Annotated in this window: 10 protein-coding genes; 1 reads left to right on the top strand and 9 read right to left on the bottom strand. The window is 62.9% G+C overall.

Going from position 1 to position 16505, the window contains the following annotated elements; all coding sequences use genetic code 11:
* Window positions 1–15: 15 nt before the first annotated feature.
* The 6 genes from MU516_RS02820 to glgB all read right to left on the bottom strand — a co-directional run bounded on the left by MU516_RS02820 (window position 16) and on the right by glgB (window position 11921).
* The gene (locus MU516_RS02820; RefSeq protein ID WP_260275665.1) at window positions 16–2181 is read right to left on the bottom strand and encodes a malate synthase G; all 2166 of its coding nucleotides are present in this window, start codon (window positions 2179–2181) and stop codon (window positions 16–18) included.
* Between the two features lie 158 nt (window positions 2182–2339).
* Window positions 2340–4724 carry a glycogen/starch/alpha-glucan phosphorylase gene (locus MU516_RS02815; RefSeq protein ID WP_260275664.1) on the bottom strand — a complete coding sequence of 795 codons (2385 nt, stop codon included), beginning with the start codon at window positions 4722–4724 and terminating at the stop codon, window positions 2340–2342.
* Window positions 4725–4939: 215 nt separating this feature from the next.
* Window positions 4940–7033, bottom strand: a complete 2094-nt coding sequence (gene glgX, locus MU516_RS02810; protein ID WP_260275663.1) for a glycogen debranching protein GlgX — start codon at window positions 7031–7033, stop codon at window positions 4940–4942.
* Window positions 7030–8457, bottom strand: coding sequence for a glycogen synthase GlgA (gene glgA, locus MU516_RS02805; RefSeq protein WP_260275662.1), 1428 nt, complete (start codon window positions 8455–8457; stop codon window positions 7030–7032). Before glgA ends, glgX begins: the two co-directional genes overlap by 4 nt.
* Window positions 8454–9713, bottom strand: a complete 1260-nt coding sequence (gene glgC / locus MU516_RS02800) for a glucose-1-phosphate adenylyltransferase (RefSeq protein WP_260275661.1) — start codon at window positions 9711–9713, stop codon at window positions 8454–8456. The genes glgA and glgC overlap by 4 nt, the downstream gene beginning before the upstream one ends.
* 12 nt (window positions 9714–9725) lie before the next feature.
* A complete protein-coding gene (gene glgB, locus MU516_RS02795; RefSeq protein ID WP_425606795.1) occupies window positions 9726–11921 on the bottom strand; it encodes a 1,4-alpha-glucan branching protein GlgB in 2196 nt (731 codons plus the stop codon).
* Window positions 11922–12054: 133 nt separating this feature from the next.
* Here glgB and MU516_RS02790 point away from each other — a divergent pair, with 133 nt between their 5' ends.
* Window positions 12055–13659: an alpha-glucosidase gene (locus MU516_RS02790; protein ID WP_260275660.1), complete on the top strand. Its 1605-nt coding sequence runs from the start codon at window positions 12055–12057 to the stop codon at window positions 13657–13659.
* 6 nt (window positions 13660–13665) lie between these two features.
* Here MU516_RS02790 and MU516_RS02785 read toward each other — a convergent pair whose 3' ends face one another.
* The 3 genes from MU516_RS02785 to MU516_RS02775 form a co-directional block, all read right to left on the bottom strand.
* Window positions 13666–13851, bottom strand: a complete 186-nt coding sequence (locus tag MU516_RS02785; RefSeq protein ID WP_260275659.1) for a hypothetical protein — start codon at window positions 13849–13851, stop codon at window positions 13666–13668.
* A 116-nt stretch (window positions 13852–13967) separates the two neighbouring features.
* Window positions 13968–15488 carry a malonate--CoA ligase gene (locus MU516_RS02780; RefSeq protein ID WP_260275658.1) on the bottom strand — a complete coding sequence of 507 codons (1521 nt, stop codon included), beginning with the start codon at window positions 15486–15488 and terminating at the stop codon, window positions 13968–13970.
* Window positions 15485–16414: a LysR family transcriptional regulator gene (locus MU516_RS02775; RefSeq protein ID WP_260275657.1), complete on the bottom strand. Its 930-nt coding sequence runs from the start codon at window positions 16412–16414 to the stop codon at window positions 15485–15487. Before MU516_RS02775 ends, MU516_RS02780 begins: the two co-directional genes overlap by 4 nt.
* Between the last annotated feature and the right edge of the window lie 91 nt (window positions 16415–16505).

Below are 16505 nucleotides of genomic sequence, written 5' to 3'. Positions count from 1 at the left end.
AGCGCCCGCCGAAGGTCAGCCGCCAGCCCGCTTCAATGCCAGCCGTGCGGCGTGCAGAACCGGTTCGGTATAGCCCGACGGTTGCTCGGTTCCCTTGAACACCAGATCGCGCGCCGCATGGAAGGCGATGCCGTCAAAATCCGGCGCCATCGGCCGATAGGACGGATCATCGGCGTTCTGTCGATCGACGATTTCGGCCATGCGCTGCATGATTTCATCGACCTCATCGCCTGAAACGATGTCGTGATGCAGCCAGTTCGCGATATGCTGGGCCGAGATGCGGCAGGTCGCGCGATCTTCCATTAGGCCGACATCGTTGATGTCGGGCACCTTGGAACAGCCAATACCCTGATCGACCCAGCGCACGACATAGCCAAGGATGCCCTGGGCGTTGTTTTCCACCTCGCGCCGGATCTGATCGCGCGTCCACATCCGATAGCTGGCAACCGGGATATCCAGCAGCGCCTCGACATAGGCGCGGCGTCCGCCCTTGGCCAGTTCAGCCTGCACGGCAAAGACATCGATCTTGTGATAGTGCAGCGCATGAAGCGTCGCGGCCGTGGGGCTGGGCACCCAGGCAGTGTTCGCCCCGGCCTTCGGATGTTCGATCTTGGCCTCCAGCATCGCGGCCATCTTGTCGGGAACGGCCCACATGCCCTTGCCGATCTGCGCCTTGCCCGACAGTCCGCATTCCAGCCCGATATCAACGTTCTGGTTTTCGTAGGCGGTGATCCAGCCCTTGCGCTTGATGAAATCCTTGCGGCTGAACGGCCCCGCCTGCATCGAGGTGTGAATTTCGTCGCCGGTCCGGTCGAGGAACCCGGTATTGATGAAGCAGACCCTGTCCCGCGCGGCGCGGATGCATTCCTTCAGGTTGACGCTGGTGCGCCGTTCTTCGTCCATGATGCCAAGCTTGACCGTATTGCGCGGAAGGCCCAGCACGTCCTCGACCAGCGTGAAGGTAGCGTCAGCGAACGCGACCTCTTCGGGGCCGTGCATCTTCGGCTTCACGACATAGATCGACCCCTTGACCGAATTGCGCGGTCCCTGGGTCTTGCGCAGATCATGCATCGCGATCAGCGTCGTGACCATCGCGTCCATCAGGCCTTCCTGGATCTCGTATCCGTCGCGATCCAGAATCGACGGATTGCTCATCAGATGGCCGACATTGCGGACCAGCAGCAGTGCCCGCCCCTTCAAGGACAGCGCATCACCGTCGGGTCCGATATAGTCGCGGTCGCCTGCAAGACGGCGATCAACCTGCTTGCCGTTCTTCACGAAGCTTTCGGACAGATCGCCCTTCATCAGCCCCAGCCAATGCCGATAGGCCAGAACCTTGTCCTCGGCATCCACGCAGGCGACCGAATCCTCGCAATCGATGATCGCCGACATCGCGGATTCGATGATCACGTCCGCAAGCCCCGATGCGGCCGTCTTGCCGATCGGATGGCTGCGATCGAAGACCAGTTCCACATGCAGCCCGTTGTTGCGCAACAGGATGCTGCCTGGCTGCTGAGGGTCGCCGCGATAGCCCGCAAACTTTTCCGGTTGCTTCAACGGCGAGCCGTCAACCAGCAACCGGCCATCCTCGACCCGGTATTCCTCGGCCCGTCCGTGGCTAGTGCCGGCCAGCGGGAACGCCTCGTCCAGAAATACGGCCGAACGCATCACGACACGCGCGCCCCGACCCTTGTCGAAACCGGCCTCGGCTGGGGGCGGCCCCATCGCATCTGTGCCATAAAGACCGTCGTAAAGGCTGCCCCAACGGGCATTCGCCGCATTCAGCACAAATCTGGCATTGGTGATCGGAACCACAAGCTGTGGCCCCGCGACGCTGGCGATCTCGGGATCGACATTTTCCGTGCCGATGCGGAAATCCTCGCCTTCGGGCAGCAGGTAGCCGATCTGGGACAGGAACTTCTTGTACGCGGCGCCATCATGCGCCTTGTCGCGCCGCGCCAGGTGCCAGTCATCGATCAGGCGCTGAAGCTTTTCGCGCGTCGCCAGCAGTTCACGGTTGCGGGGACCGAATTCGTGGACCAGTCGCGACAGCCCGCCCCAGAACCTGTCGGCGTCGATATCCAGCCCGGCAAGCGCCTCGGTCTCGATGAAATCTGCCAATCGATCCGCGACCTGCAGATCGTGGCGAACGACATAGCTGGTTTTCGTCGGTTCGGACATCTTGGCTCTCGCTGTGGTCACTGGCGCGTCACTGTGCTCGCATACCACTGTATACTATCAGCGCGCCCGGTTAAATCCGGGCTGAACGGCGCCATTCCCTTTGACTGGGCAATACTGTTTCGCGGTTTCCTGAAGAATGGCGCGGCGGACGCGCCAAGTCAAAGCCCCATCGGCTGAACGTGCCAGATATCGTTCATATAGCCCCTGATCGTGCGGTCAGAGGAAAAGAACCCGGATCGTGCGATGTTCAACGTCGCCATTCGGTCCCACCCGGCCTGATCGCGATAGGCGGCATCGACCTTGCGTTGCGTCGCGAAATAGTCGTCGAAATCCGAGGCGACAAGGAACGGATCGTCGTTCCATGTGCGATCGAGCAGAGCATAGTAGGGATCCGGACGACCGAACCTGCCTTCGGCGATCAGATGCAACGCGGCTTTCAGATCATCGCTTGCCTCGATCGCGGCGCGCGCATGCCCCGGCTTTGCGCGGGCCTTGTCTGCCTCGTCCGTGGTTAATCCGAACAGGAAGAAATTCTCGGGCCCGACAAGCTCTCGGATCTCGACATTCGCACCGTCCAGCGTTCCGATGGTCAATGCGCCGTTCATGGTGAATTTCATGTTGCCGGTCCCCGACGCCTCCTTGCCGGCGGTCGAGATCTGCTCGGACAGATCGGCGGCCGGGATCAGGTCTTCCGCCATCGAGACGTTGTAGTTCGGCGGATAGGCGATCTGCAGCAGGTCGCGTGTCACCGGATCGGTGTTGATCTTCGCGGCAACGTCGTTGATCAGGTGGATCACCGTCTTTGCCAGCCAATATCCCGGCGCGGCCTTGCCACCGAAGATCTTCACGCGCGGGGTCCAGTCGCCATTCGGATCGTCATGGATGCGACGCCACAATGCGATCGCCTCGAGGATGTTCAGCAACTGGCGCTTGTATTCGTGGATCCGCTTAATCTGGACATCGAAGATAGCGTCGGGATCGACCTTCATGCCCAGCCCGGCAAGCACACCGTCCGACAACCAGACCTTGTTGGCGCGCTTTGCCCCCCGCAGCCTTTCCCGAAAGGCCGGATCGTCCGCATGAGACTCGAGCTGTTTCAACTGATCCAGATCGCCGGTCCAACCCTCGCCGATGGTCTGGTCCAACAGCCCGGCCAGCGCCGGGTTCGACATGCGCAGCCAGCGGCGCGGCGTGACGCCATTGGTCTCGTTCACGATCCGGTCGGGGTGCAGCTTGTGCAGGTCGGCGAAGACCGTCGATTTCACAAGATCGGTATGCAATGCCGACACACCGTTGACCCTGCCTGCCATGATGAAGGCCAGTTCACCCATCTGCACCTGATCGTGCTGGATGATACCGACATGGTCGGGACGTCCGCTTGTCTTGCGGTGATCCTCATCGATCATCTGGATGATCTGCATGTGACGCGGCAGCACACGTCCCATCAGCCAGGTGGACCAGCGTTCCAGCGCCTCGGGCAGAAGCGTATGATTGGTGTAGTTCATGGTACCCTTGGCGATATCACGCGCCTCGGCGAAGCCCATGCCGTGATCATCCATCAGAATGCGCATCAACTCCGGCCCGGCGATGGCCGGATGGGTGTCATTCAGCTGGATCGCTACCTTGTCAGGCAGCATGCGCAGATCGTCATGTTCGGCCAGGAACCGGCGCAGGATGTCTTGCAGCGCAGCAGCGGTCAGGAAATATTCCTGCTTCAGCCGCAGTTCCTTGCCGGATTCGGTGCCGTCATCTGGATACAGCACGCGGCTGATCGTGCGGGCAAGCGCCTCGGGCTCTGCGGCAGCCGCATAGTCACCAGCGTTGAAGCGGTGCAGATCGAACAGAGTCGTCGGATGCGCGCCCCACAGCCGCAGCGTGTTGGCCCATTCGCCCTTCCAGCCGACAACGGGCGTATCATAGGCCCGCGCGATCACGCTTTCGCTGGGATGCCAGACGGCGCGACCATCGACCTGTTCGACATGGCCCTTGAAGCCGATGGTAAAGCTGTAGTCCAGCCGCACGAATTCCCATGGATGTGGCTGGTTCAGCCAGTCCTCGGGGGTCTCGACCTGCTGGCCGGCCTCGAACCGCTGGCGGAACAGCCCATGTTCGTAGCGGATGCCATAGCCGAATGCCGGGCATCTCAGCGAAGACAGCGATTCCATGAAGCAAGCGGCCAATCGGCCCAGACCGCCATTGCCAAGCGCCGCATCCGGTTCGTCATCCAGGATCTCTTGCTTGTCGAGACCCAGCATCTCAAGCGCCTCGTCCATCGCGTCGTCCAGCCGCAGATTGATGATGGCGTCACCAAGGATGCGGCCGATCAGGAACTCCATCGACAGGTAATAGACGCGCTTGGCGCCCTGATCGCGCGACGACCGCAGCGCCGACATCCATGGCGTCACGATCAGGTCGCGAATAGTGTAGCTGACAGCAAGACGCCAATCGAACGTGGTCGCGAACTCTTCTCCCCGCCCTTGGGTGTGGGTCAGGTGATACAGGATCTGGTCACGAAGCGTTTCGGCGGAGGGAAGCTGGATCACGACAGACCTCGCAGACAATGATCTACAATAGAAAACAGGACGCAGAGCGCGCGAACCTGCGGCCAACCGATAGCAGGCCGAACCGGTCCGTCACGTTCTGATAGCGCAATCGGCCATCCAGTTCCTGTTGCCAGCTTTCCCGTGCCTTGAAAAGCATGTGTCTGCCTGCGACGGGGTCAAGGCGCTGAAATCCGTGGCAGGATTGCCGCGCTTGGCTAACCGCACTTGCTGTCCTCGCACAGCACGAAGGCCGCGACGCTGTCCGCATCGATCAGCGCCTCGTCAAGGATTTCCTGATCGGGCGCCGCATCCTGCGCGGTGTCGAACTGTCGCCGCCAGTGCCCGCCGCCGCCATTCGTGTCTGGCAGGCGCACGGTCGTCCGCGCCCCGGCATTGAAGACGACGAAGACGGCGCCCGGCAACGCAGCATAGCCGGGGGTGCCCGAGGCCATGCGCATCTCGGCCGCCAGCAATCGCAGGTCGGGGTCGGTCCAGTCCTCGTTGGTCATGGGCTGGCCGTCCGCGCGACGCCAGAACAGGTCGGGAAGGCCGTCCTGTTCGCGCGGTTGGCTGTGCAGGAACCGCTTTTGCCGCAGGATCGGGTGCGCCTTGCGAAACGCGATGGCACGGCGGCAGAAATCCAGAAAGGCGGGATCTGCTCCATCCCAGTCGACCCAGCCGATCTGGTTGTCCTGACAATAGGCGTTGTTGTTGCCGCCCTGCGAATTGCCCAGTTCATCCCCCGCCAGGATCATCGGGGTGCCTTGGCTCAGCATCAGGGTGGCCATCAGGTTGCGGCGGCGACGCGCGCGGCGTTCCAGAACTTCGGTATCGTCGGTCGGCCCCTCGAGCCCACAATTGTCCGAGACATTGTGATTGTGCCCATCACGATTGTCTTCGCCGTTCGCATCATTGTGCTTGTCGTTGTAGCTGACCGTATCCATCAACGTGAAACCGTCATGCGCCGCGATGAAATTCACCGTCGAGGTCGCGGGGCGCCCGTCATGGTCGAACCGGGCTGCCGATCCCGCGACGCGCTTGGCCAGCTTGCCGATCAGGCCGGCATCGCCGCGCCAGAAACCCCGGATCTGGTCGCGGAAACGGTCGTTCCATTCCGCGAAAGGCGCGGGATAGGACCCAAGCTGATAGCCGCCCTCACCAATATCCCATGGCTCGGCGATCAGCTTGACGCGATTGAGAACAGGATCCTGACGAACCGCCCGGAAGAACGGCCCGTCACGGTCGAAAACCCCGCGGGTCCGCCCCAACACGCTGCACAGATCGAAGCGGAAGCCATCGACATGCATCACCTCGACCCAATAGCGCAGACTGTCCATGACCAGACGCAGGGTGAAGGGACTGTCCAGGTTCAGCACGTTCCCCGTGCCGGCATCGTTGATGTAGTAGCGCGGATCATCGGCCAGCCGGTAATAGGCGGCGTTGTCCAATCCGCGAAAGGACAGGGTCGGTCCCAGCTCGTTGCCCTCGGCGGTGTGGTTATAGACCACGTCCAGAATGACCTCGATGCCCGCCCTGTGGAAACGCGCGACCATCTGCTGGAATTCGGCAATGTCGCCATCACGCATATAGCGCGGCTCTGGCGCGAAGAAGCCATAGGACATGTAGCCCCAGTAATTGGTCAGCCCCTTGTCGGTCAGGAAGCGGTCGTCTGCGAAGGCATGCACCGGCAGCAATTCGATCGCGGTGACGCCAAGATCGTTCAGATGTTCAAGGACCGGGTCCGACGCCATTGCCAGATAGGTGCCGGAATGCGGAATGCCGGACCGTCCGGCGGTCAGGCCCTTCACATGCGCCTCGTAGATGATCGTGTCGGTCATCGGGCGGTGTGGCGGCTGGTCCGGCCCCCACGCAAAGCTTGGATCGGTGACGACGCATTTCGGCATATGCTGGGCACTGTCGCGGCGATCGAAGGACAGGTCGGCATCGCCGTGCCCCGCGCGATAGCCGAACAGCGCGTCATGATTTCGCGGCGTGCCGGTCAGCCGCTTGGCATAGGGGTCGATCAGAAGCTTGTGGGCATTGAAACGATGGCCCTGATGGGGCGCATAGGGCCCGTGAACGCGGTATCCGTATTTCTGTCCCGGCCGCAGTTCGGGGATATAGCCGTGCCAGACATGCCCGTCGCGTTCGGGCAGGTCGATCCGGGTCTCGCGGTTCTTGTCGTCGAACAGGCACAGGGTCACACGTTCGGCGTGCTGCGAAAAGATGGCGAAGTTGACCCCCGCGCCATCGAAGGTTGCCCCCAAAGGGGTCGGGTGCCCGGCGGCAATCACAAGTCTGTCGTTCATTCGGTCGCGGTCATCTCGGCGTAGAGGGCGGCGTACTGCTTGGCCGACTGATCCCAGCCGACCGGTTGCGCCATCGCGTTCTGCTGAAGCCGGGACCATGTTCCGCTGTCCTTGTAAAGGGCGCAAAGCCGAGTCAGCGCATTACGCAACGTCCCCGCATCGACGGGGGAAAACTGGATGCCGGTGGCGACCCCGCGCGTCAGCGCGGCGGGCGAGGCGTTGATGACCGTATCGGCCAGACCGCCGGTCAGCGCGACCAGCGGCACGGTGCCATAGCGCAGCCCGTAAAGCTGTGTCAGCCCGCAGGGTTCGAACCGCGAGGGCACAAGAATGGCGTCGCCACCGGCGATCATGCGGTGCGAGAACGCCTCGTCATAGCCGATGCGGACCGCGACATGAGGACTCTGCGCGGCATTCTGGAAGGCAGTCTGCAGTTCCGGATCGCCCGAACCAAGCAGCGCCAGCTGCCCGCCGCCATCCAGCAGCGCAGGCAGCGCCTGCAACACAAGATCCAGCCCCTTCTGATGCGTCATCCGCGAGACGATCACGCATAGCGGTCCTTCGCTGTCCGGCAGGCCCATCTCGGCCCGCAATGCGGCCTTGTTGGCGGCTTTTCCCGCAGGCTTGTCATAGGCGGCGATGTTCGGATCGGTCGCCGGATTCCACGCGTCGTCATCGATCCCGTTCAGGATACCCAGCAGCGCGTCGCGCCGGTGCCGCATCACCCCGTCCAGACCCATCCCGAACTGCGCGGTCATCAGTTCCTCGGCATAGGTTGGTGAGACGGTCGTCAGCCGGTCCGCGCCGATCAGCCCGGCCTTCAGCGCCGAGATCGCGCCCCAGTATTCGAACCCGTCGGCATGAAACCGCGCCGGGTCCAGCCGCAACGCATGCAGGCGGGCGGGATCGGCCCGGCCGATAAAGGCGATGTTGTGGATGGTCAGGACGGTGCGGATGTCGGTTGCCTGCATCCGCCGCAGATACTCGGTCACGAAACCGGCTTGCCAGTCATGTCCATGCAGGATCTGCGGCCGCCATCCACGAGCGCCCTGCGCGGCGATATGCGCGCCCACCCAGCACAGCGCGGCAAACCGTTCGGGATTGTCGGGCCAGTCTTGCCCGTCAGGCCCCAGATAGGGGTTGCCCTCGCGCGCGAAAAGATGCGGCGCATCGATCACCAGAAGATCAAGTCCGGCAGCCTTGCCGGCCAGCAGCCGGGCCGGTCCGCCGAACAGATCCTCGAATTCATCGACCTGCCTGCCCCCCTTCAGCGCCGCCATCACCGCCGGATAACCCGGCAGCAGCGTCCGCATCTGAACCCCTTGCTGCGCCAGCGCGGCGGGCAGCGCGCCCGCCACGTCGGCCAGCCCGCCGGTCTTGACCAGCGGCGCGCACTCCGAGGCGACGGACAGAACCTGCGTCAAAGTCCTGCCGCCCGCCTGTCCAGCATGTCCTGCGTGATCAGCGTCACGCCGCCTTCGCTGACCCGAAACCACTTTGCGTCCTCCTGTGGATCCTCTCCGACAATCAACCCTTCGGGAATCACCACGCCACGATCGATCACCGCGTTTCTAAGCCGCGCATGTCTCTCGACCGTGACATAGGGCAGCGCGACGACGTGATCCAGCGCCGCATAGGAATTGGTGTGGACCTGGGTGAACAGCAGCGAATTGCGGATCTCGGTGCCGGAAATGATGCAACCGCCCGACACCATCGAGGAAATCGCGATGCCGCGCCGATCCTCTTCGTCGTGAATGAACTTGGCCGGTGGGGCGCTTTCGGAATAGGTCCAGATCGGCCAGTCCTGATCCCACAGGTTCAGTTCCGGGGTAAAATCCGTCAGGTCGATATTGGCCTGCCAGAACGCATCCACAGTGCCCACATCTTTCCAATAGGCCGGCGCGCCCGCTGCCCGCACGCAGGAATCGTCAAACTTGTGCGCCATCGCCTTGCCGTTCCTGACGATGTCGGGGATCAGGTCATGGCCGAAATCATGGCTGGAATTGCTGTCGTCGGCATCCCGCGTCAACAGGTCCCGCAGGAAGGCCCAGTTGAAGACATAGATCCCCATCGACGCAAGCGACTTGTCCGGATCTCCGGGCATGCCGGGCGGATCCTTGGGCTTTTCCAGGAAGCTGGTGATGCGGCCGCCGTCATCTACCGCCATCACACCGAAGGCGCTGGCTTCGCTGCGCGGCACCGTCAGGCAGCCGACAGTCACGTCCGCGCCACTTTCGACATGCTCGCGCAGCATGATCTCGTAGTCCATCTTGTAGATATGGTCACCCGCGAGGATGATGATGTAATCGACGTCATAGCTGTCCACGATGTCGATGTTCTGGGTCACGGCGTCGGCGGTGCCGCGATACCAGTGATCTTCCGACATCCGCTGGCTGGCAGGCAGGATATCCAGAAACTCGTTCCGCTCTGCCCGGAAGAAGTTCCAGCCCCGCTGGCAATGACGGATCAGGCTGTGGGCCTTGTATTGGGTGGCGATCGCGATCTTGCGAATCCCAGAGTTCATCGCATTCGACAGCGCGAAATCGACGATCCGCGTCTTACCGCCGAAATAGACGGCAGGCTTGACGCGCTTGTCGGTCAGTTCTTTCAGTCGGCTGCCACGCCCGCCCGCCAGCACGAAGGCCATTGCCCGGCGGGTCAGTCTTTTCGTCTCGACCATGTCAACTCCTCCTCAGGATGACTGTTGATCGGCAGTGAAGATCACCACCGACAGCGGCGGCAGCGTGACTGCCATGGATGCGGGCTGCCCATCCTGCGGTCCCCCGTCCGCCTGCACGCCGCCAAGATTCCCCTTGCCGCTGCCGCCATAGATCGCGGCATCGGTATTGATCGCCTCGCGCCAGCGTCCGGCCTGCGGAACGCCGATCCTGAATCCCTCGCGCGGGACCGGGGTGAAGTTGCAAACCACCACCGCTGGCGCGTCGTCAGCCTTGCCACGGCGAATCCAGGCATAGGTCGATTGCGCCGGATCGGTGGCGATCCACTCGAAGCCAGCCGGATCGCAGTCCAGAACGTGAAGGGATGGCGTGTCGCGATAAAGCCGGTTCAGATCGCGCACCAGCGATTGCACCCCCTTGTGCAGCGGCTGTTCGGCCGCGTGCCAGTTCAGTTCGCCGTTGTGATTCCATTCCTCGGGCTGGGCGAATTCGCAGCCCATGAACAGCAGCTTCTTGCCCGGATGCCCCCACATGAATCCGTAATAGGCGCGCAGATTTGCGAATTGCTGCCATTCGTCGCCCGGCATCTTGCGCAGCATGCTGCCCTTGCCGTGGACCACCTCGTCATGGCTGATCGGCAGGATGAAGTTTTCCGAAAACGCATACATCAAGCCGAAGGTCATCTGGTCGTGATGGTATTTCCGGTGCACCGGATCCTGCTGGATGTAGCGCAGGGTGTCGTTCATCCAGCCCATGTTCCACTTGAACCCGAAGCCCAGCCCCCCCGCATCAACCGGTGCCGAGACCTTTGGAAAGGACGTGCTTTCCTCGGCCACGGTCATGATGCCCGGGCATTCGCCATAGCTGACCACGTTCATGTTCTGCATGAAGTCGATGGCCTCCAGATTCTCGCGCCCGCCATGCTTGTTGGGCACCCATTCGCCGTCCTTGCGCGAATAGTCGCGATACAGCATCGACGCCACCGCATCGACGCGCAGCCCGTCGATATGGTATTCCTTCAGCCAATACAGGGCGTTGGCGATCAGGTAATTCTGAACCTCGGTCCGGCCGTAATTGTAGATCAGGGTGTTCCAGTCCTGATGAAACCCCTCGCGCGGGTCGGCGTGTTCGTAAAGCGATGTTCCGTCGAACCGCGCAAGCCCGTGCGCGTCGGTCGGGAAATGCCCCGGCACCCAGTCCAGCAACACGCCCAGCCCTGCCTGGTGCGCGGCATCGACCAGATCGCGGAATTCGTGCGGCGGACCAAAGCGGATGGTCGGCGCATACATGCCGACCGGCTGATACCCCCACGAACCGTCGAACGGAAATTCGCTGACCGGCAGCAATTCCAGATGCGTGAACCCCATGTCGGTCGCATAAGCGACCAGGTCGCGGGCCAGTTCCTTGTAGGACAGCGGACGCCCGTGATCGTCCCAACGCCTGCGCCAGCTGCCCAGATGGACCTCATAGACGCTGATCGGCGCGCGGCGATCCTGCGCATCGGCACGCGTCGCCATCCAGTCGCCGTCATGCCAGCCATAACCCGAGATATCGCGCACCACGCTGGCCTTTTCGGGCGGGTGTTGGCTGCCGAAGCCGACCGGGTCAGCCTTCTGCATGACGCTGCCATCGGCGCCGAGAATCTCGTATTTGTAGATTTCGCCTTCACCGACACCCGGCAGGAAAATCTCCCACACGCCGCTGGTGCCTACGCGCCGCATCGCGTGGCGTCGCCCGTCCCACTGGTTGAACTGACCCACGACCGAGACGCGCTGCGCGTTCGGCGCCCAGACCGCGAAATGCGTGCCCGCGACCCCCTCATGGTCGGTCGTATGCGCCCCAAGCGCATGCCAAAGCTGACGATGCGTCCCCTCGCCTATAAGATACCGGTCCATGTCCCCCAGCACCGGACCGAAGCGATAAGGGTCTTCGAATTCCCATTCGACGCCACCACCGGTCCGCGCCTTCAGCCTATAGGGTCCGGCCCCCACCTTGCCCGCGAACAGATCACCCTCGATCCGCTCCAGCGGCACCTCGCCCTTCTTCGTCAGCGCGCTCAGCGCCGATACATCGGGCTGGAAGGCCGTCACCCAGATACTGCGCCCGTGCTTGTGCGGGCCCAGCACTTCGAAAGGCTGGTCGTGGCGACCGTCGCGAAGCCGCGCGCGGTCCTTTTCATCGATCGGGGCAGGATTCGGCATATGTCTCATGACCTCACTCTATCCTGCGCAAAGATTCGGGCAATGCGCCAGTTAACGCTAACATCTCTTGCACCATCCGGCTATAGTATTGCTGAATACGCTTCGAATCCCCCCGATTTGCCGCAAGACAAGGAGGCAGCCCATGGCCGAATGGTGGCGCGACGCAGTGATCTATCAGATCTATCCCCGCAGCTTTCAGGACAGTGACGGAGACGGCATCGGCGATCTGCAGGGCATCACAAGACGCCTAGATCATGTGGCAGAACTGGGGGCCGACGCGATCTGGCTGTCGCCGATTTTCACGTCGCCGATGAAGGACATGGGGTATGACGTGTCGGATTATACCGACATCGACCCCCTGTTCGGCACAATTGCCGATTTCGACGCGCTGATCGCACGCGCCCATGATCTGGGGCTGAAGGTCATCATCGACCAGGTCATCAGCCATACCAGCGACAAGCATCCGTGGTTCGAGGAGTCGCGCCAAGACCGAACCAATCCCAAGGCCGACTGGTATGTCTGGGCCGATCCCAATCCCGATGGCACACCGCCCAGCAACTGGCCTTCGGTCTTCGGCGGCCCCGCCTGGGAGTGGGAGCCGCGCCGGCGGCAGTATTACCTGCACAACTTCCTGATCGAGCAGCCCGACCTGAATTTTCACCACAAGCCGGTGCAGGACGCGCTACTGGAAACCATGCGCTTCTGGCTGGAACGCGGCGTCGATGGTTTCCGGCTGGATACGGTGAACTATTATTTCCATGATCGCGCGCTGCGCGACAACCCGCCGAACCCGGACCATACCGGCCCGGAAACCTACGGGTTCCAGCAGCATATTTATTCCAAGAACCGCCCCGAAAACATCGCCTTCCTCAAGCGGATGCGGGCGCTGACCGACGAATATGACGACCGGATGATGGTCGGAGAGGTCGGCGATGGCGGTGAGACGGCGATCCGCATCATGGCCGAATACACCGCCGGCAATGACCGGCTGCACATGTGCTACAGCTTCGAGATGCTCAGCCCGGAGTTTACCGCCAGGCATTTCCGCCATACGATCGAGGGCGTGCATGACGGCGCACCGGACGGCCATTCCTGCTGGTCCTTCTCGAACCATGACGTACCGCGCCACGTCACCCGCTGGCTGAAACACGCCGAGGATGCGGACACACTGGCCCGTCAGTCCATTGCCATGCTGGCGTCGTTCCCGGGCACGATCTGCCTGTATCAGGGCGAAGAACTGGGCCAGACCGAGACCGAACTGGTCTATGCCGAACTGACCGACCCGCCTGCCCTGCGTTTCTGGCCCGAGGTCAAGGGACGCGACGGCTGTCGAACACCCATGGTGTGGGACGCCGACCAGCCGAATGCCGGCTTCAGCGACGGCACGCCCTGGCTGCCCGTGAAGGCCCCGCAGTCCGCGCGGGCGGTCAGGGCGCAGCAATCTGCGAATGACAGCGTGCTGGGTGCCTATCGCGACACGCTGGCGTTCCGGAAATCGCAGCCTGCCCTGCGCTGGGGCGAGACCGAGTTTCTGGACCTGCCCGAACCTTTCCTCGGGCTGCGCCGGACAAGGGACGGCGAAAGCCTGACCTGCGTCTACAACCTGTCGGCCAAGGCACACCGGCTGACGCTGCGCGACAAGACGGAACTTGCCGGCCCGTCACGCGCAAGCCTTCAGGGCAAGACGCTCAGCCTGCCCGCGAACGGGTTTGCCTGGCTGGAAGGTGCACCGGCCCTGTCGGCCTGATCGCGTCTATTTCTCGGGCTTGCGCCAGATGAACAGCGCAAGCCCGAGATAAATCCCGGCAGCCCCGAACAGGATCGCCCAGAACGCGTTGCCGTGCCACAGTTCCATCCCGGCCCACAGGAACGGCAGCACAACGCACAGCACGCGCACCCAGGCCGCGCGAAAGAACGGAGCGTTCGGGTCAACCAGCATCTTTTTTCCTTTCCTGTCGCCGAACCGCGCCGACGCCGCTTCTTCTTTGAACAAACACCCGGTGCCACCGGCCGGACAAGGCCCTGCCCATCGGAATCGTGACAGACCGGACTGCCCTAGCCGGATGCCGGTCCGAACAGGTTGGCATATTCCGCCCGAAGGGCCGCCTTCTGGACCTTGCCCATGGTGTTGCGCGGCAGTTCATCCACGATCACGACCTTCCTCGGCTGCTTGAACCGCGCCAGCCGGTCGGCCAGCCCGTCGATCAGCGCCTGCGGATCGGGATCGGCGCCCGGCCGGCGCGCAATGATTGCCACCACGGCTTCGCCCAGATCGGGATGCGGCACACCGATCACGGCGCTTTCCAGAACGCCGTCGATCCGGTCGATCTGTTCCTCGACCTCCTTGGGATAGACGTTGAACCCGCCCGAGATCACCAGATCCTTGCCGCGCCCGACGATGGTGACATAGCCGTCGGCGTCCTGCGTGCCCAGATCCCCTGTGGTGAACCATCCATCCGCCGCCAGATCCTCGGCGGTCTTTTCGGGCATCCGCCAATAACCCAGGAACACGTTGCCACCGCGCACTTCGATCATGCCGACCTCGCCTTCGGAGACCGTTCTTCCGTCGCTCCCGACAATACGCAGTTCCACACCCGGCAGGGGCAGCCCGACCGTTCCGGCGCGGCGATCCCCCTCATAGGGATTCGATGTCGACATGTTGGTTTCGGTCATCCCATAGCGTTCAAGGATGCGGTGTCCGGTCCGATCGGTGAAGGCGCGATGCGTCTCGGCCAGCATCGGCGCACTGCCCGAGGTGAACAGCCGCATCCGCGAGACCAGGTCACGATCGAAATCGGCCCGGTCCAGCAGGCGGGTGTAGAATGTCGGAACGCCCATCATCGCGGTCGCGCGCGGCAACATGCGGATGATCGCATCGGCATCGAATTTTGGCAGCCAGATCATCGCGCCGCCCGACAGCAGCGCGACATTGCCGGCGACGAACAGACCGTGGGTGTGAAAGATCGGCAGCGCGTGCAGAAGCACGTCGTTCGAGGTGAACCGCCATGCATCCATCAGCACCCGCGCGTTCGACAGCAGATTGTCATGGCTGAGCATCGCGCCCTTCGATCGCCCCGTCGTGCCCGAGGTATAAAGGATCGCAGCCAGATCGCGCCCCTCGCGCGGGATAGGCCAATGCGCCTCGGAATGGCTGATTGCGGCATCCATCAAACTGCCTTTGCCTTCAGCATCCAGCGTCATCAGCCGCTTGTCACCATCCATGAACCGCGCCCGCTGTTCGGCGCGCGCTGGATCGCAGACCACCAGCGCAGGTTCGGCATCGCCCACGAAATAAGCGATCTCTGCAGAGGTGTAGGCCGGGTTCAACGGCAGGAACACGGCGCCCGCACGCAGCGTGGCCAGATACAGCGCGAACGCCTCGGGCGATTTCTCGACCTGCGCTGCAACGCGGTCGCCGGGTTTGACCCCCTCGGACACCAGCAGGTTTGCCAGTCTTCCAGACAGCAGGTGCAGCGCGTCGTGGCTGATCGTCCGGCCATCAGGCAGGATCAGCGCGGCGCGGTCGTCCCCGCGACAAGACCCCATCAGCGCGTCGAACAAGGTATTGATGGTCATGCGGTTTCCCCGGATTGTACGGCATCCAGCCCGCGTTGCCAGGGCGGATCTTCGGCAAATGCGTTGGCCAGATGGTCGATGAAGGCGCGCGTCTTGCGCGGCATGGGCCGGATCGGCGGCCACACAACGCTGACCGGCATGGCACGCTGCGGCAGGTTCGGCAACAGCCGCTGCAGCCGCCCATCGCGCAGCGCATCGTGAACGATGAACAACGGCAGCAGCGCCAGACCCAGCCCGCCGATGGCCAGATCGCGCATCGCCTCGCCATTATTGGCGGTGATCCTGCCGATGGGTGGCGGCGCGACCTCGTCGCCAAAGGGCCATGTATCGGCAAGTCGCGCGTTCAGATATCCAATGGCATGGTGGCGGCCCAGATCGGCGGCATCGTCAACCGCGCCATGTAACGCAAGATAATCCGGGCTGGCGACAAGGACATGGGGATCCTCGCACAGGCGGCGTGCCACTAGCGTGCTGTCCTTCATCTGCCCGATCCGCAACGCCACATCGAAACCCGCGCGCCCCAGATCTGCCAGCTGATCATCATAGTCCAGCACGATCTCGACCTCGGGATGGGCGCGGGCGAACCCGGCGATCACGGGGCCCAGATGGCGGATGCCGAAGCTCATCGGGGCCGCGACCGCCAACCTGCCGCGCAGGGGCGCGTCCTTGCTCGCGATGTTTTCGGTTGCCGCGATCAGTTCGGCCAATGCCGGGCGCAGGCGATCGGCCAGCGCATGCGCGTTGTCGGTCGGTGCGATCCGGCCGGCATGGCGCGTGAACAGCGGCACCCCCAGATCGGCCTCGAAATCGCTGATCCTCTTGCTGACGACCGATTTCGACAGATCGGCGCGCGCGGCAGCGCCCGAAATGCTGCCTGCATCCAGCACCGCCAGAAAGGTCTGTATGTCAGCGATCCGCCAATTCATGCGCGGAACAATACCGGCCCGCCAGCCGTTCGCAATATCCGAACGCCGCTTTGCCCATGCGCCGGGTGTCACGAACGACCGCCCCCGGCCA

The organism is Paracoccus maritimus, from assembly GCF_025195095.1.
GTDB lineage: Bacteria > Pseudomonadota > Alphaproteobacteria > Rhodobacterales > Rhodobacteraceae > Paracoccus > Paracoccus maritimus.
The sequence above is the reverse complement of the archived record's forward strand: the minus strand, read 5'-3'. Positions and strand labels throughout refer to the sequence as shown.